At 58.1% G+C, this 22,469-nt stretch carries 17 protein-coding genes and 1 pseudogene; 2 read left to right on the top strand and 16 right to left on the bottom strand.

The window, feature by feature from the left end; all coding sequences use genetic code 11:
• Window positions 1-48 precede the first annotated feature (48 nt).
• The 5 genes and pseudogenes from AC0KWY_RS14045 to AC0KWY_RS14025 all read right to left on the bottom strand — a co-directional run bounded on the left by AC0KWY_RS14045 (window position 49) and on the right by AC0KWY_RS14025 (window position 7,159).
• Window positions 49-1,962 carry a restriction endonuclease subunit S gene (locus AC0KWY_RS14045; RefSeq protein ID WP_474026118.1) on the bottom strand — a complete coding sequence of 638 codons (1,914 nt, stop codon included), beginning with the start codon at window positions 1,960-1,962 and terminating at the stop codon, window positions 49-51.
• On the bottom strand, window positions 1,953-4,373 hold the full coding sequence (locus AC0KWY_RS14040; protein ID WP_474026117.1) for a type I restriction-modification system subunit M: 2,421 nt from the start codon (window positions 4,371-4,373) through the stop codon (window positions 1,953-1,955). Before AC0KWY_RS14040 ends, AC0KWY_RS14045 begins: the two co-directional genes overlap by 10 nt.
• Window positions 4,374-4,564: 191 nt before the next feature.
• Window positions 4,565-5,983, bottom strand: coding sequence for a hypothetical protein (locus AC0KWY_RS14035; RefSeq protein WP_474029772.1), 1,419 nt, complete (start codon window positions 5,981-5,983; stop codon window positions 4,565-4,567).
• Window positions 5,984-6,169: 186 nt separating this feature from the next.
• Window positions 6,170-6,397, bottom strand: a pseudogene (locus AC0KWY_RS14030) (hypothetical protein); the annotation flags it as partial.
• A 96-nt stretch (window positions 6,398-6,493) separates the two neighbouring features.
• Complete coding sequence (locus AC0KWY_RS14025; RefSeq protein ID WP_474026116.1) at window positions 6,494-7,159, bottom strand: TniB family NTP-binding protein; 666 nt, start codon at window positions 7,157-7,159, stop codon at window positions 6,494-6,496.
• A 20-nt stretch (window positions 7,160-7,179) separates the two neighbouring features.
• Here AC0KWY_RS14025 and AC0KWY_RS14020 point away from each other — a divergent pair, with 20 nt between their 5' ends.
• Window positions 7,180-8,250 (top strand): IS30 family transposase, encoded by a 1,071-nt coding sequence (locus AC0KWY_RS14020; RefSeq protein WP_474025629.1) that lies wholly within the window; start codon window positions 7,180-7,182, stop codon window positions 8,248-8,250.
• Here AC0KWY_RS14020 and AC0KWY_RS14015 read toward each other — a convergent pair.
• The 4 genes from AC0KWY_RS14015 to AC0KWY_RS14000 all read right to left on the bottom strand — a co-directional run bounded on the left by AC0KWY_RS14015 (window position 8,204) and on the right by AC0KWY_RS14000 (window position 11,899).
• Complete coding sequence (locus AC0KWY_RS14015; RefSeq protein ID WP_474029731.1) at window positions 8,204-8,533, bottom strand: TniB family NTP-binding protein; 330 nt, start codon at window positions 8,531-8,533, stop codon at window positions 8,204-8,206. The genes AC0KWY_RS14020 and AC0KWY_RS14015 overlap by 47 nt on opposite strands.
• Before the next feature lie 137 nt (window positions 8,534-8,670).
• Window positions 8,671-10,635 (bottom strand): transposase family protein, encoded by a 1,965-nt coding sequence (locus tag AC0KWY_RS14010; protein ID WP_474026115.1) that lies wholly within the window; start codon window positions 10,633-10,635, stop codon window positions 8,671-8,673.
• Entirely contained in the window at window positions 10,616-11,254 is a 639-nt protein-coding gene (locus tag AC0KWY_RS14005; RefSeq protein WP_474026114.1) for a TnsA endonuclease N-terminal domain-containing protein, read from the bottom strand. The genes AC0KWY_RS14010 and AC0KWY_RS14005 overlap by 20 nt, the downstream gene beginning before the upstream one ends.
• A 237-nt stretch (window positions 11,255-11,491) precedes the next feature.
• A complete protein-coding gene (locus AC0KWY_RS14000) occupies window positions 11,492-11,899 on the bottom strand; it encodes a helix-turn-helix domain-containing protein (RefSeq protein ID WP_474026113.1) in 408 nt (135 codons plus the stop codon).
• Window positions 11,900-12,293: 394 nt separating this feature from the next.
• Between AC0KWY_RS14000 and AC0KWY_RS13995 the strand changes: the two genes are divergently transcribed.
• Window positions 12,294-13,076: an NYN domain-containing protein gene (locus tag AC0KWY_RS13995; RefSeq protein ID WP_474026112.1), complete on the top strand. Its 783-nt coding sequence runs from the start codon at window positions 12,294-12,296 to the stop codon at window positions 13,074-13,076.
• Between the two features lie 290 nt (window positions 13,077-13,366).
• Here AC0KWY_RS13995 and tnpC read toward each other — a convergent pair whose 3' ends face one another.
• The 7 genes from tnpC to AC0KWY_RS13960 form a co-directional block, all read right to left on the bottom strand.
• Complete coding sequence (gene tnpC / locus AC0KWY_RS13990; protein WP_474026111.1) at window positions 13,367-14,890, bottom strand: IS66 family transposase; 1,524 nt, start codon at window positions 14,888-14,890, stop codon at window positions 13,367-13,369.
• Between the two features lie 62 nt (window positions 14,891-14,952).
• Entirely contained in the window at window positions 14,953-15,282 is a 330-nt protein-coding gene (gene tnpB / locus AC0KWY_RS13985) for an IS66 family insertion sequence element accessory protein TnpB (protein WP_474026110.1), read from the bottom strand.
• Window positions 15,279-15,647 (bottom strand): IS66-like element accessory protein TnpA, encoded by a 369-nt coding sequence (gene tnpA, locus AC0KWY_RS13980; protein WP_474026109.1) that lies wholly within the window; start codon window positions 15,645-15,647, stop codon window positions 15,279-15,281. The genes tnpB and tnpA overlap by 4 nt, the downstream gene beginning before the upstream one ends.
• Window positions 15,648-15,950: 303 nt before the next feature.
• Complete coding sequence (locus AC0KWY_RS13975) at window positions 15,951-16,262, bottom strand: hypothetical protein (protein WP_474026108.1); 312 nt, start codon at window positions 16,260-16,262, stop codon at window positions 15,951-15,953.
• 98 nt (window positions 16,263-16,360) lie between these two features.
• Complete coding sequence (locus tag AC0KWY_RS13970) at window positions 16,361-18,589, bottom strand: DEAD/DEAH box helicase (RefSeq protein WP_474026107.1); 2,229 nt, start codon at window positions 18,587-18,589, stop codon at window positions 16,361-16,363.
• Window positions 18,564-19,859 (bottom strand): ATP-binding protein, encoded by a 1,296-nt coding sequence (locus tag AC0KWY_RS13965; RefSeq protein ID WP_474026106.1) that lies wholly within the window; start codon window positions 19,857-19,859, stop codon window positions 18,564-18,566. The genes AC0KWY_RS13970 and AC0KWY_RS13965 overlap by 26 nt, the downstream gene beginning before the upstream one ends.
• Window positions 19,840-22,242: a tellurite resistance TerB family protein gene (locus tag AC0KWY_RS13960; protein WP_474026105.1), complete on the bottom strand. Its 2,403-nt coding sequence runs from the start codon at window positions 22,240-22,242 to the stop codon at window positions 19,840-19,842. The genes AC0KWY_RS13965 and AC0KWY_RS13960 overlap by 20 nt, the downstream gene beginning before the upstream one ends.
• Window positions 22,243-22,469 lie beyond the last annotated feature (227 nt).

Here is a 22,469-nt window from a genome sequence, read left to right as displayed (position 1 = left end):
GACCGCCATTTGTTCGGAGTTCACCTTGCACTCCAGGCAAAGTACAACTCAAGCCTCCCCGAACAAGTCCACGCTGCGCGCCATAGCCTGCGCGATGTGATCGTCCGAGAAAATCTCGCGTTCCAGCTTCTTCCGCCACTCCGGATCGGCCGCGATCAACTGCCTGACCGCGTCCACGCTGACCTGCCGACCCGCGCGCCGGATTTCGACCATGGCCATGTCCACCGTCGCCAGCAGTTCCAGCGCTTCGGTTTTCTCGTAATGGAACTGCGCCAGCCAGGTGCGCAATTCCGGGCCGTGCCACTTTTCCACATAGGCCTCGGCTTCCGCCAGCTTGGCGCCGGCCATCAAGCCCTCGTACTGGCCGTTGTGGACACTGCGCACGTAGCCCTGCTTCAAGGCGATACCCTCGCCGCCTTCGTAGCGCGTCTTCGGGTTGTACGGGCCGGCGGCCTTCTTCAGGTAGCCCTCGGCGATGCCTTCGTTACGGCGATGCAGCAGGTAGAGCAGCTTGGTCCGCCGCACCCGCGCCAGCGGGAACTTCTCGCTGCCGAACATGCCGGCCAGCATCCCGAGCAATGCCGCTTCCTCGAACTGCACATTGTGCGGCCGGGCTGGCGGCGGCGGTTGGACCGGTGTCGCGGGAAAATGCAGCACCGTCGCCGACGGCGGCACCAGGCGAATCCGCCCGGTCAGCAGTTCCTGCATCAGGCCCTGCTTGATGGCACGGGCCTTGGTCAATCGGGTTTCGACGGCGGCGATGTCAGCGTCCATGTCGGAGAGGACTTGGGCGATAGCGGTTTGTTCAGCTATCGATGGTAGCCAGACACTAAAGGATTTCAGCCACCTGAACTCAACACTCTCAACGGTAGTACCAGACTTGAGACACCGGGCAAGAATGCGATTTCCATTTTCAATCAATACCTGGAGCAAATAATCAGCCGACACAATTTCTGACGGGACAAGAGCCTTTACATCTTGATTGACGGCCATCGATACCATATTCATCGCTACTGGAAAATAGGTACGAAGAATCCCACTACGCACCACAACAATGATCGATTTTTCAGGAATTAGGGTGGTTGCCTTATCTTTAACCGCTGTTTCTGAAACCGAATAGCCAGTTGAATACAACCTTGTCGATTTAACGTCACCAGACGATATCCACGGAATGACGCCATTTTCCCAGTAGATACTGTTTTGCATCGATGGCGTCATCCCGCCCACCCAACGTCCCAATTCTTCCAATCGCTTCTTTTCCCAACTCCCCGAAAACCCCGGCAGGCGGCGTTGGGCGGTGAGGAGTTCCTGCATCGCGCCTTGCTTGATCTGGCGCTTCTTGGCGAGCAGTTGTTCCAGCGATTCGATCAGCGCATCGGCGTCGCTCAGGGCAGTGGCTATGGCTTGTTGTTCATTCAGTTTGCCAGGAACGGCAAACTTGATCTGCCGAACCGTTGCCAGGTTCATTCCAGCCTTGGCGCCGGAATCCGTGAGAGAACGAAACAGCTTCTGCACCTGCTCTGATGCCAAATAGTAAGCAAGGTACCGCGAATTGATCTTTGCAGGACCAAGTCGAACCAAGGCTATGTGCTGGTTAATGTACGCTGGTTGCGGTATTGCGGAAGTGATGTAACCAACGATTCCAATATCCGCCGTAATTGAAACAAGGACATCGCCTTCCTGAAGTTGTGTTCTCTTTCCCTCGCTATTTGAGGAGGGTAGATTCACAAACCGAACATCCTCCAAGTCGAGATATATACGCTCTCGCGTGAGATTCGTTATCCGAACAAACAACGAACCGTGCTGGCTATAGAAGTTAGCCCAGCCCCGAGAACCACTGGTCAAGAATGGAAGATAGTCACCGATCTCCTTAATCTCCCAATCTTCCGGAATCAGCCCAACTTCAGTCTGCTTGAACGCAGCCCCCGCCAGATACTTCGCGCTCGGCTCCCTCACTTCCATGCGAACCCCATCTTTTCCAGATGCGCAGCGACGCGGGCTTCGAGTTCGTCGGCGCGGGCGTTCAGCGCCGGCAGCGGGGTGGCGTAGCGCTCGGCCAGTTCGCGCAGGCGTTGGCTCAGGGCCTGGCTGACGCGTTCGATTTCGGCGTGCAGGATGGCTTCCAGCGTCGCCAGCCATTTGCGGTCCACAACCAGGGTCTGGATTTCGGCGGCGCTCAGTTGCGGGTAGCGGGCGTAAGCGGCGGCGTCGAGGGCGGCGGCGGCTTCCTTGCTGCGCTTTTTCAGCTCGCTTTCGTCGGCGGCGAGCTTGAGCCAGGTTTTCAGCACTTTCAGCTCGTCGACCGCAGACTTTTCCTCGCCGCTGTCCCGGATCTCGCGGATGCGGTCACGGACAGCGGCGGCGTTGATCTTGTCGAAGCCGGCAAAGACCTCGTCCTCGCCGGCGTGTTCTTCTTCCAGTTCGGCGAGCTGGCCGGCGATGCCTTCCAGCTCGGCATCGAGCGCGTCGAGGGCGGCCTGCTCGGCGGCGAGGTATTCGGCGACGATCAACGGCTTGGGCAGCAAGTCGCAGGCCCAGCCCTTGTCCTTTTCCTTGCCCTGCTTGCTGGTTTCGATGATGCGGTAGGTCGGCGCCTGCCAGCCGTCGGCGCTGATCAGATAGGCGTCGTCCTGCATGGTCGCCACCCAATAGTCCAACAGGTGCTGGTAGAGGTCGTAGGCATCGACCAGCGGCTTGTCTTGGTAGTGGGCGAGCAGGCTTTCGCCCAGTTCGACGATCAGTTCCTTGGGGTGAAAGCCGGCTTGCAGGGCTTTCAGGCGCGGCGCCCAGGCTTGCCGCCAGGCGGCGAAGTGGGCGTTCATGCCGGCGAGGAAGGCGGCGAACTGCGGGTGTTCCTGGATGCGCCGCTTGATCTCGGCGGGCGTTCCCCGGAGTTGCAGGTAGCCGGGGCGCAGTTCGGAAAAGAGGGCGTCGCGCAGTTGTGGGCAGACCGCCCAGTAGGCGGCGAGCGCGTCGATGTCGGCGGTCGGGATGCCGCCCTTGAGGTGGGCTTCGATGTCCTGCCGGTCTTCGGTCTGGCTTGCGTCGATGTAGCGCGGCAGGTTGAGGTTGTAGTCGTTCTTCTCGATCTCGTCGAAGCCGACCAGGCGGGCGTAGCGGGGATCGCTGCCGTCCTGGCGGGTGAAGGTATCGACGATGCGGTGGATGTCCTGCTCGCGCAGCCGGTTCTTGGGGCCGTCCTTGGCGTAGCCCTGACTGGCGTCGATCATGAAGATGCCCTTCCTGGCAGCGGCGTCTTCCTTGTCGATGAGCAGGATGCAGGCGGGAATGCCGGTCCCGTAGAAGAGGTTGGCCGGCAGGCCGATGATGCCCTTGAGGTAGCCACGGCGGACCAGGTTGCGGCGGATTTCGGCTTCGGCGTTGCCCCGGAAAAGCACGCCGTGCGGCAGGATGCAGGCGCCCTTGCCGTTGGGCTTGAGGGAACGGACGATGTGCAGCAGGTAGGCGTAGTCGCCCTGCTTGGCCGGCGGCACGCCGAAGCCTTCAAAACGCTCGAAGGGATCGTTGAGGGCGTCGAGCCCGTTGCTCCAGCGCTTGTCGGAAAACGGCGGATTGGCGACGACGTAGTCGAAGGTCTTGAGTAACTCATGATTCCGCTCGTCGCGGAACTTGGGGTCGGTCAGGGTGTTGCCCTGCATGATCAGCGCCGTCGGGTTGTCGTGCAGGATCATGTTCATGCGCGCCAGGCCGCTGGTGGCGGCATCCTTTTCCTGGCCGTAGAGCGTGACATCGGCCTTGGCCTCGTCGCCGACCTTGAGCAGCAGCGAGCCGGAGCCGCAGGTCGGGTCATAGACGGTGGTGTCGTTGCTGGTGGCGGCACTGCCGATGCCGAGAATCCTGGCCATGATGCGGCTGACTTCGGCCGGCGTGTAGAACTGCCCCTTGCTCTTGCCCGATTCGCTGGCGAAGTGGCGCATCAGGTATTCGTAGGCGTCGCCGAGGATGTCGTCGCCGTCGGCGCGGTTCTTCGAGAAATCGAGGGCCTTGTTCTCGAAGATGGCGATCAGGTTGCCCAGGCGCTCGACCTTTTCCTTGCCGCTGCCGAGCTTCACGTCGTCGTTGAAGTCCGGCATCTCGGAGAGTTTGTTGGCCTCGGCCAGCGGTCCGACGATCTTCTTGTTGATCTGGTCGCCGATATCGCTCCTGCCCTTCAGCGCCACCATGTCGGCGAAGGAGGCGCCGGCCGGAATGACGATGGGCGCGAAGGGCTGGCCGGCGTACTTGTCGGAAACGTACTTGATGAACAGCATCACCAGCACGTAATCCTTGTACTGGCTGGCATCCATGCCGCCGCGCAACTCGTCACAGGAAGCCCAGAGGGAGGAGTAAAGCTCGGATTTCTTGATGGCCATGGGTGGTGCGTTTCACCTTGGGTCGAAGACGACCGGCGGCATTTTCAGAGGTCGGAAAAAAGGCCCCACGCGGGGGCCTTTCTGTTGCGAATTGTACGGTCTCATCCAGACTGAGATATCCCTACTGAGAGATCTTGAGGTTAGCTGTTCCCGTTTGAGAGGGATCCAGCCAAATTTCCCAACAGTTGAGATTATCCTACAGAATCTACGTACTTGCTGTCGGCGTTTACCTTGATCTTCGATTCTACCTCCGATGGCGCAACCCCCATCAAGTCTGCCAAAAAACGCCTAAGCTCATCCGTCGCAGGATAGATTGCCAGACGTGGCGGCATCACCGTGTGCCCTCGAATTGGAAAAATCCCCGCCTCCTCAAGAAGATTCCCCATTTTCTTAGAACTGGTCCGCAAACTTGCTGCGATATCACGCCGATACACATGAGCCTGCCGAAATCGCTCGACGTCTTCGATCCGCACGCGGGAGCCCAACTCCTTGTTGGTCCCGAGCTTCTCAGCGGATACGTAACCATTCTGGCAAAGCCAATAGGCCATCTGGTCCTTTATAGCGAGGTATCTAGCCATTTCCGGGATGCTGATCCAAGTCAGCTTTCCACTGTTCAGACCAGACCACCAATTTTTCAGCTGTGCGCGCTCGAACACCCAACTGGATAAACCCACCGCTCCCCCCAAAACAGAGTGTGGTTTGATTTGTCCAGCCTTCACCGCTTCCACCAAAGTGGCCACCTGTTCAGTAGTCCAGGTCCAGTAGCGCAAGACATGACCAAAGGCGACTTGTTCTTCCTCGGGGATCGTCACCACTGGCAAGCCATCCGTCAAAGAAAGAATTTCATCCACCTCGTTCCTGGGCACACACCATGGCATCGGTCCTAGTCGAGCCACCCTTCGTGCGCTCGGAAACAAGAGTTTCAATATGCGACGCATGCGCATCTTCCCCAGGCCCAGCATCTCCATAGCCCTGCCCATTGTGATCTCGTTGTCGAGCTGGGCAAGAACCCATTTCAACTGATCACGGCGCACTACCATGAACCGCCGTCCAGTACTGGTGACTGACTCCTGCCCGTCCAGAAAGCCATCCTGCACCATTGCGCGCAGCTTTTTGGGTGAAACGCCGATTTCCCGAGCTGCAGCCTGTGCTGGAATCCACTGGGCATTGGCTAGCAATTGTTCAGCAAGACGATTGCGTTTACTCAGCCCGCCTTTCCAATCCTGGCTAAGCCACTGCTCAAAGGCATCCCGAACTAGAATGAAAGCACTCTCCGAAAGCCCCTTGTACAGATAGGTATGGGCCTGTTTGAAAACCCCCTTCAGACCGCTTTTGTTCCCTTCCCCCAGTCCTTGCATCCTCGCCCACCCGTCCTGAAATGCTTGAGGCCACCGGACCAAGATCTCCGCAGCAAGGGACGACACCGGCCAAGAGGACTGCATCGAAAAGGCCTGTCGGAGTTTCAAGGGCTTGGGCCCAGAGACTGGGTCCATATAGCCGCCCAAGAAACGGATCAGACGTTGCACCTGTTCGATGGTCATTCCAGCCAGAATTAGGAAATCCTCACCTTCTTCCCGACCTAGTAACAGCTTCTCCAGATATCGGGCCATCCGGTGCACACTGTCGGGAGCTGCTTGGGGAGATTCATGTCGGAGATCGGAACCACAGGGGCACCGCAGCAGATGTCCACGCCGCCAAGGCACTGGTTGTCCGCAGGAGCTGCACTGGTCCACCAGCCAGACACCGTGTTGTGGGCAGGCATCATGGAACATCAACTCCCAACTGGCCTTCCAAACAGGCTCCTCCATCAAGCAGAGGGGGCAAAATCTCGCTTGGCGCTGATTCCAAACCCGCCCCTTGTCTTGAACTAATTCTGCCATACGGTTGATATGAGCGTGGAGGTCCGGATCCAAGGTATGACTGGGCAACAAATGGTTCTGCCCTAGCCAACCCGGGTCATAGCGAGCCCCCAGTTGCTTCAATTCATACAGACTCAGGCAATTGGCTTCGGCCAATCGGAGCATGTAGCCTTGGGGCCCTTCAGTGCGGCTCGGCGCAGGCCGTACCAGGAGATGGGGGATAGTGAAAGGGTCTGCAAAAGGGATTCTGTTCTTCGTCATTTAAGTACTTCCTTTGGCGAGATTCATGCCGAGCTTTCTGGCCACGGGGGAGCCGACAAGCTCTTGGCGGGTGTGTAACTGGAATACCTCACCAGAACGGTCAAGGGGACGCAGCACCGACTCAGGATGGAAAGGATTGATACGGTCAGGCACGTCCCGCCAGACCCGATTGCGAAATCCCGCCGCCAACGCCGACAGATCAATTTTTTCCAATCCTGCTGCGGTGGCGACCGAAACAGCCCCTTCCAGGATCTTGATCACATAGTCCATGAGTCCATAACTGCCCACATGGAAGCGTCGAGCCTGATTGCTTTCGTGCAGAGGCGTTTCCATAGGGATGGGCAGATAGGTCTCCAGTGCCTTGAGAACACCGCGGAATTCCTGAAAATCATTCGCTTGGTCGAAGGCAAATGGGGCCACCCGTATCCGCGCAGAAAACCGCCTTGCCAGCTGCTCGTTACTGTTGACCACCGACTCAGCCGCCGGCAAACCGCAAGCCACCATGCCCACCTGGGTGGCTTCCAGTAGATTCTTCAACCAGTCAGTGATGTCTCGGAACGCGTTAAGACTGGGGGCATAGAAGAGATGCTGGAACTCGTCGAGCAGCACGATTTCCACACCACAGCGCCTAAATAGCTCGGCGGTTTCAAATCCCAAGTGCAACACTTCATAACCGGAGGAGTTGCATGACGAGAACGTATCAACAATTGAGTGCGGAAGAACGCGGCGTGGTAATGGCGATGAAGGAGCAGGCCAGTAGTGCGCGGGCGATAGCCAAGGTGCTTGGCAGATCGCCCAGCACCATCACGAGAGAACTTCGCCGCAACGGCTACCAGAGCGAAGAGGAGCAATGCGTCATGGGACGCCCCCGAGTGGCTGGCGGCTACGATGCAAACCGCGCCGGCAAGCGAGCCCGGCGGGTGCGACGTGCGGCCTGGCCGGTGCGCAAGCTCCACCGCCAAGGCGCCTTGTGGGCCGAGGTCAGGGCGTTGCTGGAACGCAAGCTCTCGCCCGAGCAGATTGCTGCCAAACTCAAGCAACGCCACCCTGAGCAGCCCCAATTGCAAGCCTCCCACGAAACCATCTACACCGCGATCTATGCCATGCCCAAGGGCGATCTTCGCCGCGAACTGGTCGTCCTGCTGCGCCAGGGGCGAGGCGCACGCAAGCCTCGCACGCGAGGCAAAGATCGGCGGGGATCGCTGCAGGACATGCTGAGCATCCACGTACGCCCGCCCGAGGCCAGCGACCGCTTGCTGCCTGGCCACTGGGAGGGCGACCTGATCAAGGGCAAGGCCAACGCTTCGGCTGTCGGCACCCTGGTGTGCCGCAAGTCGCTGTTTGCCATGCTGGTCAAGCTCGACGGCAGTACGGCGATCGATGCGCTCAACGGATTCACGCAGGCCTTCAGCGGGCTGCCGCCTGAGATCCGACAGACCCTCACCTATGACCAAGGCAAGGAGATGGCGCTGCACAAGAAGCTGGCCGAGAACACCGGCCTGAAAATTTACTTTTGTGATCCTCACAGCCCGTGGCAACGTGGCATCAATGAGCACACCAATGGTTTGCTGCGCCAATATTTGCCGAAGGGCACTGACCTGAGTGTCCACTCCCAGCGCGAACTCGATCACATGGCCTGGGAACTCAATATGCGGCCGAGAAAAACCCTGGGGTGGCGCTCTCCCGCCGAGGTGTTCTTCGATAACATCTTCATGGACAAAGCAGGGCTGATTCCAAATGTTGCACTCGGTCTTTGAAACCGCCCTCATGGATTCGAGCTGTCATTTCCGGCGCGGTACCCCGGTGAGCCTTGGGGTACCCCAAAGCTTCCAGAATGGCACTGGCCAAGCTACGGCTAGTCGGCGACGAGGGTACCGAGACAAGAAGTACGGGAATGTGCGTACGCTCGGTCTCGTAAACCCTGGGGAAGCTCTCCAAGTACGCTCTCACCATGGTGCTTTTGCCAGCCCCCGAGGGACCGGAAAGCAGCAGTCCGCCACCAGCGCCGTACTTGCGACGACGCACGTGAAGCTCAGCCATAGCGTGCATGGCTTCACGGTGGCGCCGATGTGGCAGGGGATCCAAAACCAGCTTGAACCCCTGGCCAAGAAAATGGGGAACGATCTGGCCGTTTGGTGCCGATATATATTGCGAAAGAATGGTGACCGGATCCATCGTCAGCCCTCCTTTCTGACAACCGAAAAGTCAGGCAATTCATCATCTAGGCCCGATGGAAGCACCTCGGGTGGCTCTGTTTTGGCCCTCTTAACCGGCTTACGCGCCTCAGCCAGCGGATCTTGACTGTGCAGTACGGCCTCGGAGTCATGCATCGCAACTCTTGCGCCGCTCTTCCGGTAACCCATTTTCTTGGCCCTCAGGGCACCCTGAATCAGTTCCTCAATTTCCGCCTTGGCCTGTAGCAACTGATCTGACAACACATGGTCACCGAAACGCTTACGGGCCTTCTCCCGCACAAGACGATGAATCTCCCGGGGCAAGTCTTGAGCGTATTCCATCAGCTTCGCCGGCACCTTCAGATATTCCTTAGTGACCGGATCAAAGACGTGGATGTGGGCAACCGTGTCCTCGTAGTACTTGAGTTGAACAGGAAGGTTCTCACCAGTGCGACGACGCAAGACCTGAAGTTGCTCGGAGTTGTACTGGAGGCCGTCAAGCTCGATTCCGTAGTGGAACAAGGTGCGCTTAGCTGGAATGCCAGTGATCACCTCCAATTGCTGGGGATAGACCGGCAACTCGATGATGCGACGATTAGCGGAGAGTATCCATTGGTCGTTAGGTCGAGCGCCGATGCCACGGTGAGTCGTGACGTTGTAAACCTCAACCACCCACTTGGTCAGAAGATGCACCAAGGACTGCATGTCGATAACTGCCTTGTCCTCGGCAGGGTAATCTCCCCGCTCGTCCACCGAACTAAACACGGTTCCGGGCAAACGATGGATCAGGCCCATGTTCATGGTCCGGAAAAAGCGCTCAATGGCTCCCTTGTGCTGCGGCGTCTTTGAACCACAGAACAGAATTTGAATGCCCATCTCCATACATGAGGATTCCAAGGCCTCAGAGTGGAGGTCGGTGCCGTTATCCACGGCAATCAATTCGGGGATGCCATGGGCAAGCCAGGATCCCTTGATATCTGGGAAGCGAGCCAACCACTCATCTTTGGGCAGGATGGCCCGGCGTAGGCACTGAAGGACGCTATGACTAGAAGGCGCGTTGAAGGAGATGTAAAAACCAACCACCATGCGTGAGTAGTGATCGATGGCCAAGGTCAGCCAAGGGCGCCCCAATGGCAGCATCGTCAGGCTATCGATGACAATCAGATCAAGGGGGGTGTGGTCAATCTCAATGCGTTCAAGCACGCTGCCAACTTTCACATTCCCTAGCGCAGCCCGGTACTTTACGCGTGCCGCCTCGGCGCCTTCCCGTGCCTTGTCTACGAGATCTTGCTGAAGATTGTCTAGCCAGCGGTAAATTGTGGCTCGAGCCGGCTTCCTGACCCGCTCATCGGTTGGCAGTCCATTGTTCACACCATCGATACGCCGGAACACCTCTTCAACCACTTTGAGCTTCGGCAACTTCTGGTTAGTGAGATAAACCGAAGCGATAACCTCCTCAAATATCTGATAGCGCCTCTTGGCCCTCGGGCCGGATGAGGGTTTGTTCCGTGGGATGAGGCAAGTAATGCTCTTGGTCGCCCGGTATCGGCGCCACCAAGCCTGGACGGTTGAAGGAGCCGGGGGATAACGATCCTCTAGCTCCCTGGCCGCGTCCTCAATAACGGGGCGCCACCGACCCGGCTGGTAGGGGTTAGCGTCGGGATCGAGTTTGTCCAGATAATGCTTGCGACGCTTGGCTTCGTGCTGCTGACTCTCGGGGTAGCTCCCCAGATCACGGGGCACCGTGATGTAGATGGCATCCTTACTGAAACCAATGGATGCGACGTCAATCTCCCATTCGTGCGACAACCACTTTCGATGGAGTTCGGAATCGGTCAAGTTGAGAATTTCGCCCTTGTCCGATAACAACTGGAGTTTTCCCGTGGCGAGGCGGCGCGAGATTACGTAGCCGATCTGTGTCGCGACCTCCAACAGGCGCATACCAACCTTAAAAGAGCAGCGTTGCATTGCGCTCTCCATTCTCTACAAAAACGAGCGTATCGGACGTGATCTCAGCACGTAGGTCGCAGTGAAGGCGTCCCAAGGCCAAAAGCCGCTGCGTAACCGCAACCCCGAAGATCATTTCCGAGGAGGCCAGGGTGGTTGTCGTTTGTCCAAGCAGACGGCTGATTTCAGTCGAAGAAGGCAACGGCTCCGCCGTCAGTTTTGTCCGCACATAACTGAGCCGCCGCAAATTGCTCCGCAGTGGTTCGCACTGGCATTCGAGATCCGTGACGATGCGAAACTGGATGGATGTCTGCTTGTAATGGGTAGCAATCGCTCGGTACTTCTCTACAATCTTCGGCTTGGTCAGCTTTTTGAAGGGCTTAACCTCAAGATGGACACGAGATCCATCCAATAGCAGAACCTCAAAATCCGGGTAATAGGCTCGCATCTCCTGTCCATCCCAATAATGGGTCAGAGCGGGTTGTTCTTGGTAGGACAAAACCCCTGGCGAGTATTCCAATAGAAGGACAACATCTCCTTCCAACATCGATTCGCACTCGACCATACGGCCGAGCTTAATGGACGGTATCCGCATCCGGAATCCCCGCCCGCTGCGTGTTAGCGCGTTACGTGACAGCATTTATGCTCCTCAAGCAGAGGGCAAATGTGCCCCCTACGCCAGTCGCGTATTCAAAATGACCCGTAAAAAGTACGCCCGAAAGAAACCCTCGCCGAGTTCAAAACCAGCGATAAGTTGATGGATCAGGGGAGTAATGGCCTTGACGCTCGCGATGGAGCAACAGATACTGAGGTTTCGTGACCGGTCGCAATCCGTTGCTACCAAGAAGGAGCGGGCCCTTGCGGCTCGCTTTTTCGTTTACCTCATGGTTCGGGCCTCCGTGCCATAGGGGGTTGACCGCTCGCCACCAAACGCGTGCGGTATCGCTAGAGCTTGTCGGATCAGTTGTATCTGAATGGGGTGGAGTTGGCCGAGTTGGCCGCTCAGTTCATGGAGCAACTCATACTCAGCGAGCGGCGCATTGCAGGGCATCGCAACCTGATGCTTCGATTTGGCCAAGCGGTCCAGCAGTTCAATTTTTTCTTGGTCACTCAGGTTGAAGCACCTGATAACTCGATCCACAAAATACTGCCGTGGCGGCCCCTTTTGCCCTCGCTCTACCGCAGATAAATAGCTTGGCTCAAACCCCAGCAATTCGGCAGCAACCTTCTGATTCAGTCCGCGTGCTTGCCGGATCTCTCGGAGGTAGATAGCAAAGGGGCTCACGAGGATACCCTCTGTTCAATAATTATCAGAATCGATGTCAGGCAACCATCTTGACGCACCACACTCCCCCACCTCTCAAAAAAGAGTCACTGGAGCGTATCAAACGCGGCAAGAAATATCAAATTTTCCTTTGTTTTCAAAGGACTAATATATCAACCTCAATGCCAAAACGCAACTTTCAGGTGTTCTTGACCCATTCGAATGGAGACTCATCGGTAATCATGGATTAGAGAGGAGCCGCCCTACAGACCATCACGCCTCCCAATTGCGCACGCCATGTGCAAATAGATGTCAGTGCAAAATCACATGACATCATGTGCCGTCATATCAGCCGGGCTAGCCGAGGCGATCTATATCCCGGCATACTTATATGACCTAATCCTACCCGATAATAATGAGCACCCCGCACAACATCGAACCACGCGTCGCGGTCCTAGTCGATTGCGATAACACGAGCCCCGATATCCTCGATCATGCCCTGCGAGTCGTAGCGCAGTTCGGTCGCGTTGTCCTTCGTCGCGGCTACGGCAATCTGCAAACTCTGTCCAAGTCATGGCAAGAAGCCCTGGTTAGTCAGGCATTTACGCCGTGCCTGCAATACCAGTATGCCGCCGGAAAAAATACCGCCGACATCGCCATGGCGCTTGATGCACTGGAGGCCATGTTCGACCATCGCGCCGATAAATTTTGCCTGGTGACCAGCGACTCCGATTTTGCCTACCTCTGCCGTAAGCTGCGGGAACGCGGAGCCACCGTATGCATCGTGGGCGAGGCCAAGACTCCTGACGCCCTGCGTAACGCCAGCGACCAGTTTTTCGAATGGGCGCCAGCCGTGAAAGAAACGGCGGAACCTACCGAATCAGCTAGCACAGTGGCGAAAAATGGCGCGACCAAGGCACCGGCGGCCTCTACCCCGGCGCTAATAGTCAAGCGCCGTCCGAAGTTTGTTGTAGATGCAGTTGCGCTGCTGGCGGGGTCAAGCTCAGATGGACACGTCCACCTTGGTGGGCTAGGGCAATATCTCAAACGAATGGACCCGGGATTTTCGCCAGCCGACTACGGGCATTCCGGCCTGCTCAGCATGCTCCGGACGTACGATCTGTTAGTGCTTCGCTTAGAGCAAGGCGGACACTACACGGTCGGCTTGGCAGAGGTAGCGCCTGCAGGGGCTGAGTGACCCCCTTGGGCGGTTGCCCGCGCTGCGGCCGAAGTCCTCTTGTTCTCCCCGGAGAGGCCATCGACTGCATCGCAAAATGGCAGAGCAAACCACACCAACTTTGAAGCCTAGGTTGCAGGTGTAAAAACACTAGCAGGAATAGCTGCCATCCCAAAAGCAAGTTATAAATGACGGAAATAGCTGACTAGCCGTCTTTCGCCATAGGCCGGTGATCGACCTTATGTGGACCTCTACATAAGGCCGAGTAGTGTGATTCGTAAGCGCCCGGCGAACCCAGGTTGATTTCTGATTCAGGCGGCGGTTTCTGGCTTCCAGCGATGCGGGAGCAACTCGCCGATCCGACTGTTGGGCTGCGTCGGCAGGCGAGTCAAGATGTCTTTGAGATAGAGGAAGGGATCGTGGCCGTTGAGCTTGGCGGACTGGATCAGACTCATGATGGCCGCCGCCCGTTTGCCGGCGCGCAGGCTGCCGGCGAATAGCCAGTTCTTCCGGCCCGTGGCAATCGGGCGGATGCGGTTCTCGATCCAGTTGTTGTCGATCGGCACCTGACCGTCGTCGGCGTAATGAACGAGCGCGGTCCAGCGTTTGAGGCTGTAATCGATCGCTTTGGCCGTCGATGAGCCGTTGGGCACCTGGCATCGGTGCCGGGTCAGCCAATCGTGAAATTCATCGAGAATCGGTTTGGCCTGCGCCTGACGGATTCGTTGCCGTTCGTCAGGGCTCAGTTCGGTCACTTCCCGCTCCACCTGGTAGAGCTTCTGAATGTAGGCCAGCGCCTGCTGGGCGATCTGGCTCTGGTTGCTGGCGTGCAGGTCGAAGAATTTCCGGCGTGCATGCGCCATGCAGCCGGCTTCGGTCACGCCATCGGCAATCAGCGCCTTGTAGCCTGCATAATCGTCGCAGACGAGCGTGCCGCGCCAGGTGTCGAGGAATTCCTGGGCATGCTTGCCGGCCCGGCTGTCGGCGAAATCGTAGATGACGGCCTTGATCGGCTCGAAGGCGCCGATGCTGTAGGACCACAGGTAGGCCCGATGCGTTTTGCCGGCGCCGGGGTCGAGCATCGCCACCGGTGTTTCGTCGGCATGCAGTACCGGGAAGGTCAGCATCTCGGTTTTCAGGGCATCGACCAGGGGTTGCAGGGTGATGCCCATCCGGCCGACCCACTCGGCCAGGGTCGATTGCGGGATCGGCAGACCGGCCCGGCCGAAGATCCCTTCCTGACGGTACAGCGGCAGGTGATCCAGGTACTTGGCGATCAGCACATGGGCGAGCAGACCGGCGGTCGGGATCCCCTTGTCGATCACTTGGGCGGGCACCGGGGCCTGGATCAGCGTTTCACATTGTTTGCAGGCCCATTTGCCGCGGATGTGGCGTTCGACCGTAAAGGTGCCGGGCGTGTAGTCCAGCTTCTCGGCGATATCTTCGCCGATGCGTTGCATCTGGCAGCCGCAGGTACAGGTGGTCGAGTCCGGTTCGTGGCGGATTTCGGTGCGCGGCAGTTCCGGCGGCAAGGGCTGGCGCTTGGCCTGGCCCTTCGGTTTCGATTCGGAAAGCTGCTCGAGTTCTTCGGTGATCGCCGCCATGTCGGCGGCGAGGGTTTCTTCAAACAGTTGCCCTTGTTCAACCGGCATGCGTTCAGCCTTGATGCCGAAGTAGTGGCGCTTGTAGTACGCGACTTCATGCGTCAGCTTGTCGATCTTGATCTTGCGCCAGTTGAGTTCGCGATCCTTGTGCGTGATGGCTGCCGCTTGCTGGCGTACCAGTTCGCGCAGTTCGTCGGCGGTCAGTTGATCGAGGTTGGCGGGCAAGGTCATGACCGACATCATGCCGCCAGCAAGACGAACTGACTATCGTGGACTTCCCCAATGGTGGACGGTCATAAAACCCGGATCACCCCGCCATCGGCCAGACGTTCCCACGGCAGGCCAAGCATCAGCGCATCGAATTGCCCCCGGGTCAGGGCGACGCGGCCATCGCCGGCGCGAAGTTGAAACCGTCCCTGGTTCAGACGACGGTTGGCCAGCCAGACGCCGTAGCCATCATGCACCAGCACCTTCAGACGGGTTCCGCGGCGGTTGGCAAAGAGATAGGCATGGTGTGGCTGCGCCTCGCCGAAGGTCCGCACGACCTGGGCCAGGATCGTTTCCGTTCCTGCACGCATGTCGAGCGGCCGGGTCGACAACCACAAGGCATCGACCCGGATCATCGCAGCCAGTCGATCAACCAGGCGGCACAATCGCCGGCGGCCTGGGCCGGCCAGTCGAGCTTGATCGCGGTGTTGCCCCGGCGGACTTCGATTCGGATATCGCCCAATGTCGGCATGGCCGGGGCCATCGGCAATTGCACGAAAGCCGGTGCCGGCGTCGCTTCGAGCACAGGCATCGCTACGCGTCGCGTCGGTGGTTCGATACCGCGCTCACGCATCCAGCGGCGGACCTGATTGGCGTTAACGCCATTGGCCATGGCAATGCCGGCGACCGAGGCGCCAGGTTCGCAGCACGCCTCAATCACCGCCAGTTTGAATTCCTCCGGATGATGCCGCCGGCGCCGACTTGGCTTCTGGATTTCCATCGAAAGTGTCCACCATCGTCTTTAAGGGGACACGATCTTCGCGGTCTAACGCGTCAATTTACAGATGGGTTTGCCGGGCGCTTACTGTGATTCGGCTCAACGGCAGGTTACAAAGTGACAAACGGCAAAAGCTGGCCGGGAATATGCGCTCAGGCGTTTGCTACCAAGCAGCCACTTGCTTGCTTATTACGTTTCTTTGCCCTTCGTCTTTAGGTCCAAATTTTCGATTCGCTGATTAGCCGAATCGATTGCGGCCAACGTTTCGTCAATCGATGCCACGCCCCTTGCTGTCGTCTGGTTCATCTAGATAGTCATGGCGTCAAAAATCTCATCACCAGCGCGACCGTCCTCAATCAGTGCTTTCGAATCCAGTTGTTCAACACAAGGTGCCGTCGTCATAAAGTCCTGCATTTGCCTTGCCGCGAGCCTCTTGTCTTCACCATCTTCAGTTCGAGCGAAATCGGAATCCTCGCCGACATCGGGTATAGACATAAATAATTCTGTAAGGGATGGCTTAGTGTTTGGCATAAATTTAGTATGGCTCAAATTACCGCAGGGACCAAACCAGCCTTGATAGGCCACCTCGACGGCAGCAACCTGCGCGACAACAGTCAATCAACTGAGCCATTCCCAGCGACAACTTTGGCCGAACAGCGGAAATCGGATCGAATCCCTTTCACTACTTCCTTTGACATTATCCCTAAGCGTTCAATTTATGAGGGTGAAATGCTTCTAGCCGTATCCAGGGCGCCAGCCAAATCTAAGCAAAGGGATGCGAATGAGCGCCGCCCTATTGTCTCTGGCAACGCCCAATCCCATTTTTCACGTAAGGTGTTTTTGGCCCCGTTTAATAGAAAAACAGGATCTATATTTTCGAGTTCGGCTATCTCACCCAAAGCCTCAAGAACGTGCTCCTTTGTGCTTCCAGTGATATTGACCACCAGTCCTTCGTTGCTGGCTTGCAAACCATATCGAGCGAGCAACAAAGCCAGGGTGTCATTGACCCAGTCGCCACGCCAAGTAATCAGGCAAATTTCGTTACCTCGCTCTAAGACCTGATTGGCATCCAAGGCTACGTGCTGATAATAGTTCCGCCCTTCCTCCAATAGCGCCTGAGCTCCTTCATCAAGGAATGGCACCCTATCGCTACTCGCCAGGACTACCCGCATTTCCTGCCGGACTCGGTCATGCACCATTGCTCCGCTGCCATCGAAGGCCGGTGGCGCCCCACCTTTGTCCGGGGCGACCACAATGAGCTTCTTGTCGCCGTCCACCTCCAAGACCCTCCAACGACGGCCCGCAAAGATGATCCGCTGCTCCGGCACGAGAGGCCGGGTCACGGGCAGAGAGCCCAGCGCCTTGCCGTCGCAGACCAAGCGGAACTCTTCATCGCTGGAGAATGCGGCAAAGAATTCATAGTGATTGACAAGCTTCTCACCGAGCTCTCCATGCAGGAGAAGGCCAGAACTGTCCTGGATCAGAAGATGTAGTTCCCCCATACGCTTCAACAACAGCAGAAAATCTTCCCGCGACAGTCCCTCAAATGCCCCCCCTGCAGCAGCCAACGTCCCCCATAGTTCGCGGACATGCGCACCGCCACGCTCAGCGATGATCGAGAGTATTTGCTGGACCAGGGTTGAGGCATGTATGCCACCGACCCGAGGAGGTTCAAACCACCCGCCGATCAATAAGCGGATCATGGCCACGGACTGCACCAATCCTTCCCGCAGGTTGTCCGAAATGCTGGATTTCGGTTCAAGGTTGGGTTCAATGCAGTAGCTATGGAGAATCGCAGGCTCTCCCTTTCGGCGTCCCGATCGACCGAGCCGTTGTCGAAGGCTCGCGACTGATGGTGGCGGCCCGACCTGACAGATGCTCTTGACCGAGCCGATATCGATCCCTAGTTCCAAGGTCGTCGTGCAGATGGCCGTCGCCGCGCGAGCTCCATCCTTCAAAGCCCGCTCCGCTTCTTCCCGATAGTCCTTAGCCAAGCTGCCATGGTGCGCCCAGAACTCATTGGGGAGGCACTCTCGTTCGCAGTGACGGCGCAGCAAGTCGGCGTAAATCTCAACTGAGCGCCGGCTGTTGGGAAACACTAGGTTGTTTGAGCCGCGCAGCGCTTGGTAGAGGTGAGCTGCCACCGCCACCACGCTGCCAGGTACCACATCTTCCAACTCCGGATTCTCTAGCTCTGGTTCGCTTTCGATCCGCGGCGGCGTTTCCGTATAGCCTTTCAACAGGATCTTCAGTTCCTGACCACCGCTTTGGGCCACGATCAAGTGCACCTTGTCTCCGGCTGACGGGCGAAGAAAGCGCGCTGCCAACCTCATGTCGCCCAAGGTGGCCGACAAGCCTACGCGTGGCACCGACCGGCCCGCCACCCGCTCGATGCGATGCAGCAATGACTGTAGCTGCTTGCCACGCTCCGATCCGATGAAGGCGTGCAACTCATCGACCACGATGTATCGAACCCCGGTCATCAGCCCAGGCATGGCCGAACCGCGCATGACGAACAGGGCCTCGAGCGATTCCGGGGTAATCAGCAGGATACCCTGGGGATTCTTGAGAAATTGATGCTTACGGTTGGTGGCTACATCACCGTGCCAACCAACGACCGGCACCTCCAAAGACTCACACAGATCGTTCAGCCGTCCCCACTGGTCGTTGATCAGCGCCTTTAGGGGGCTGATATAGAGGACCGAGCCAATGTCCGGCTCGTGACGCAGCAAGTGCGTCAGGATCGGAAAGAAGGCCGCCTCGGTTTTCCCTGCCGCCGTGGCGGCCGCCACGATGACGTCCCGGTCGGCATCGATTAGTGCAGGAATCGACAGCTCTTGTGCGTCCCGCAGCGTGGTCCAGCCTTCGCTCCAGATCCAGCGCTGGATGCGCTCGTCAAGCCGTGCGAATCCTTGTGAGTCAGAGCTGGAAGCTGGCGAACTCATCGTCATTCTCGACCGCCATGTCGGCTGCGCCACCACTGTCGGCGATCACGTCGGTAACCCCGATGAGTTCCTTCCAATCAGCCCCGGGATTCTGCTCGAGCACCGCCAACAGGTTGATGAAGGCCGTAATCGTGGTCCGCGGCGTCCTGAAATAGGCATCTCCCAACCGCTTGGCGCAATGCTCCATGAAGGCGGGAATGGCGGGCTCCGGTAGCAGATATTGTGCGACCTCGCCCGACGCATAGACATGCCGCAGCTTCTGCAGCAGGACGAAGAAATCCTCCGGGGTGAGACTGGCCAAACGCATCACTGGCCCCGAATAATCAACCATGCCAGCCTTGGCGAAGGTGTTTTCTGCCAAGCGGGACTGCAGCGCGGCATAGCTGTAGAGCCCGCGCCGCGTGTCCATGAGGAACTCTGGTGTGCCCCCCAGCACGAACCCTAGGCCCTCGGCCGAGCCTTGCAGTGAGTCGTTCAGGATGCGCAGGATCTGCTCGTAATTGGAGTTCCTGGCCTGAGTGTTCGAAAGCTTGTAGAGATTGACCAATTCATCGAGGCAGACCATCAGGCCGCTGTAGCCTGCCAGGCGGACAAAGCGCGCCAGCAGCTTTAACTGATCATAGAAGGAAGCATCGTCGATAATGGTCCGCACGCCCAGCGCCGCCCGGGCATCTGTCTTGGTAGTGAATTCGCCGCGCAGCCAGCGAATAGCGTCGGCTTTGAGTTGCTCGTTACCCTCTTCAAAGCCACGACAGTAGGCGGCAATGACTTCGGCAAAGTCGTAGCCATTGACCATCTCTGTCAGGTGATCGAGCCGTTGCCGGATTGCGGCCTCGGTGGTGATGCCGCCTGCCTTGGCCTCCGATTTTGCCTGCGCCACAAACTTCTCGACGATGCCGGCCAACGCACCGCCTTCGGGTTTGGTGCGGCTGGCGAGGTTCTTGGTGAGTTCGGCGTAGAGCGAGCGTGCCTGACCTCCGGTGGCATGCAGTCGGCGGTCAGGATTGAGGTCGGCGTGCATCGTGACCAGCTTCTTCTCCAGCGCAATGGCGCGAACGAGGTTTAGGAAGAAGGTCTTTCCGGAACCATACTCGCCGATGACGACCCGGAATCCGGAGCCACTGTCGGCAATGCGCTCCACGTCCTTCATCAGCGCCTCCAACTCCTTTACGCGGCCAACCTGGATCAGGTGCTGGCCCGTGCGCGGCACGACGCCGGCTCGCAGGGATTGAATGACGGCATCACGGTCTTTAGCGCGGATGGTGCTCATAGGGAAGTTTCTCCAGAAGCTCTTGGTTGATTTCGATGGGGTCGTCGCCTTCGGCGAGCGGCACCTCGAATGAATCCAGCATGGTTTCGTTGATGTGCTCCAGTGCACCGTCCAGCATCAACTCCATATCAGCCGCCATGTCGGCCAGCTCGTCTCGGGACCATACGTGCCGGCCAATCAATAGACGCAGGAAGGCGGAATGGTCGTGATCCAGGCCCAATACCCCGGACGCCATCTCGGGCGCCTCTTCGGCTGATGTAGCCTCGTCGACGGCCGCTTCGGCGGGCGCTTCCTCCGCGAAGACATTCGCCAGCAGCGCGGACACCGCTTCTGTTTCCTTCTGTAGCTGGGCAATACGCTCGACGTCGAGAGTAAAACTGGAGGACTCGGCCTGGGCGACGGAGGCACCAATGGCTGGAGCAGCCACGGAGACCCCAGTCGCAGCCTGGACATGCAGATCGGAATAAACCAGTTGGGCTTCGATACCCAGCATCTTGTAGACCCGCTCGAGGAACTTCACCTCCTCGGGGGTGACCTTGCCGTCAGCCTGGGTAAGATGCGCCAAGAAGCGGACGATTGAGCGCTTGGCGTCCGCCGGCAAAGGCTCAAGCTTTTTCTTCAGGGAAGTCAGGGTGGCCGGCTGGTCAACCCCGAGCCGCAGATGGGCTTTGAGGCGCTTTCGGTGCGCTTCGCTCAAATGCCCCCAGGAGTCCACCTGCTTCGAAATGTGCAGTAGTTCGTGGGCCGACGCCTCGCCATCGGCCAGCGCCGCCACGCAGGCGAGGTCGAGCGTTACCGCAGCCGCTGAATAAGCCGGCCCCGCACGTACTGCCCCATCCTCCGGGTGGGTGGCGAACAGCGCGATTTTTTCCTCTGCCTTCGGTGTCTTGGCGCCCGCCAAGACGTCGGGCTCCATGCCGAGGTGAAGACTCTCCAGCGCCCGGGCGAGACCCAGTACCTTATCGCGCGTTAAGCCGCCCGCGCTCTTCAAGCGTCCGGACAGTTCGCCAAAGCCCATGAGAATCAGGCCATCACCGACTCGCTTCTTGAGATCATCGAGCTCCGCCCTTACGGGTGCCGGCCAGAGTTCGGCAGGCAGTTGTAGGAGTCCCTCCAGCGCTTGCGCCTTGTCGGGATGGCGGCCGATATACCGGCTGTAGGGATCGAGCGCGGTTGTGCATTCGTTAACCAACTCCTGCAATTTAGCGACCGGTGTCTTCACCGCTGAGACGTCAGGTAAATCCGCGATCGTGCGGGTGAAATCGAAGGAGCGAAGACCTGCCGAGGCGGGTGTGTAGCCGACCTTGAGCTTGGTCCGATTAACTTTGAGGATGAAGCCTTCGCCATAGGCCTTGGAATACTTCTGCTTGAACAAGCTGGCGAACAAATCGGCGCAGCGGGTGGTAGCCGTCCGACGTGAGATGTTCGGGTCTGCCTGTGCCCATGCCAAAGCCCAGTCGGCGGGTACCGGTTTCTGGTCGACCGCCAGCTGTCCGAGACCAACGCGTAACGCTAGGGGAAGTACAAAAGAGTATTCCGTGATGATTGGCGGCTGTCGGAGATAGGACTTCTCGCTGACTCCGTCGGAAACTATATAGCTCAGGAATTGGCTCGCGTAATTCCGAAACGAGTGATTACCGCCGTAGATATCCAACAACCGCTGAACCTCGGCTGCAATGGCCGGGATATCCGCCTTGGCAACAGGATCAGTTTGCGCATCTAGGAGAACTCGGCGTTCCAATCCATAGAAGAAGAGAAAGACGTAGCCGATGTTGGCTTGCGGCGCCTTGCGTTCGCTGGAATGCCACTGCAGATAGCCCTTTCGGGCATCCGGCGAAATGCTCGAGTAGCTGGGCCAGTAATCGGTCAGCGCCAAACTGATGTCGACATCAGTGGTGGAGACCTTGAGGCTCGGATTGATCAGTGCAGGATCGACATCGTAGTAACCCGACTTCAGGGCGGTACCGACATAAATCATTCCTCCCGAAAAAGTGACTCCGGCGACGGTGACGGTTTCCCCGCCCGGAATCCAGCGTGCTTTTACCTGAGTACCGGCCGGCGGCGTCGGGATTCGGTACTCATTGCTTCCAGGCGTTCCGGTAAAGTTAACGGTGGCAAATTCCTCGGATTGCCTGGCGCTGTTGGTGGAAGTCGCGGCTTGAGGTGTGACCGATCGTGCAGGCGTGGTTGTCCGAGCTTGAACCGGTGTGGGCTTAGGCGGAACGGCGGCGTCCTTGGTTTTCGTGTATTTCAAGACGATCCAGACGGCAAGCACGAGGACGACGAGGCCAATCCAAATCTCTTTGGGGACTGAGGCCAGGAGCCCGATGATGAGGGCCACCCCAACAATCAATCCACTCCCTGCTGAATTCTTCTTCGCCACGATGCGCTTGTACTCCCCTCAGATTCCTCATTACCCCATATGTATGATCGTAAGTCGCTTGGCATGGCGAGGCAACCACATGTTTTTACGTCTGTGGACTTTGACCATAGCAAGGGTGAGGCACTTTAGTTGCGCGTCCTTCTCTAAAGCCGAATTCGCTTGACATTGCCTCCAGCAGATCAAGAGTTCGGCCTTAGCAGCCATTGGCCCATCAGTTGGCCTCGGGT

This window comes from Azonexus sp. MM2026_4 (genome assembly GCF_055901855.1).
Note: the sequence above shows the minus strand (reverse complement) of the source record. Positions and strands in the feature narration are given on the sequence as shown.

Bases quoted from the DNA above. Each gene is read 5' to 3' on its own strand.
- tnpC (WP_474026111.1), bottom strand. From the start codon at position 14,890: ATGACCTTGCCCGCCAACCTCGATCAACTGACCGCCGACGAACTGCGC.
- AC0KWY_RS14035 (WP_474029772.1), bottom strand. From the start codon at position 5,983: ATGGCCCGATATCTGGAGAAGCTGTTACTAGGTCGGGAAGAAGGTGAG.
- AC0KWY_RS14015 (WP_474029731.1), bottom strand. From the start codon at position 8,533: ATGGCTGAGCTTCACGTGCGTCGTCGCAAGTACGGCGCTGGTGGCGGA.
- AC0KWY_RS14010 (WP_474026115.1), bottom strand. From the start codon at position 10,635: ATGCAACGCTGCTCTTTTAAGGTTGGTATGCGCCTGTTGGAGGTCGCG.
- AC0KWY_RS14005 (WP_474026114.1), bottom strand. From the start codon at position 11,254: ATGCTGTCACGTAACGCGCTAACACGCAGCGGGCGGGGATTCCGGATG.
- tnpA (WP_474026109.1), bottom strand. From the start codon at position 15,647: ATGGAAATCCAGAAGCCAAGTCGGCGCCGGCGGCATCATCCGGAGGAA.
- AC0KWY_RS13995 (WP_474026112.1), top strand. From the start codon at position 12,294: ATGAGCACCCCGCACAACATCGAACCACGCGTCGCGGTCCTAGTCGAT.
- AC0KWY_RS14045 (WP_474026118.1), bottom strand. From the start codon at position 1,962: ATGGAAGTGAGGGAGCCGAGCGCGAAGTATCTGGCGGGGGCTGCGTTC.
- AC0KWY_RS13965 (WP_474026106.1), bottom strand. From the start codon at position 19,859: ATGAGCACCATCCGCGCTAAAGACCGTGATGCCGTCATTCAATCCCTG.
- AC0KWY_RS14020 (WP_474025629.1), top strand. From the start codon at position 7,180: ATGACGAGAACGTATCAACAATTGAGTGCGGAAGAACGCGGCGTGGTA.
- AC0KWY_RS14040 (WP_474026117.1), bottom strand. From the start codon at position 4,373: ATGGCCATCAAGAAATCCGAGCTTTACTCCTCCCTCTGGGCTTCCTGT.
- AC0KWY_RS13970 (WP_474026107.1), bottom strand. From the start codon at position 18,589: ATGAGTTCGCCAGCTTCCAGCTCTGACTCACAAGGATTCGCACGGCTT.
- tnpB (WP_474026110.1), bottom strand. From the start codon at position 15,282: ATGATCCGGGTCGATGCCTTGTGGTTGTCGACCCGGCCGCTCGACATG.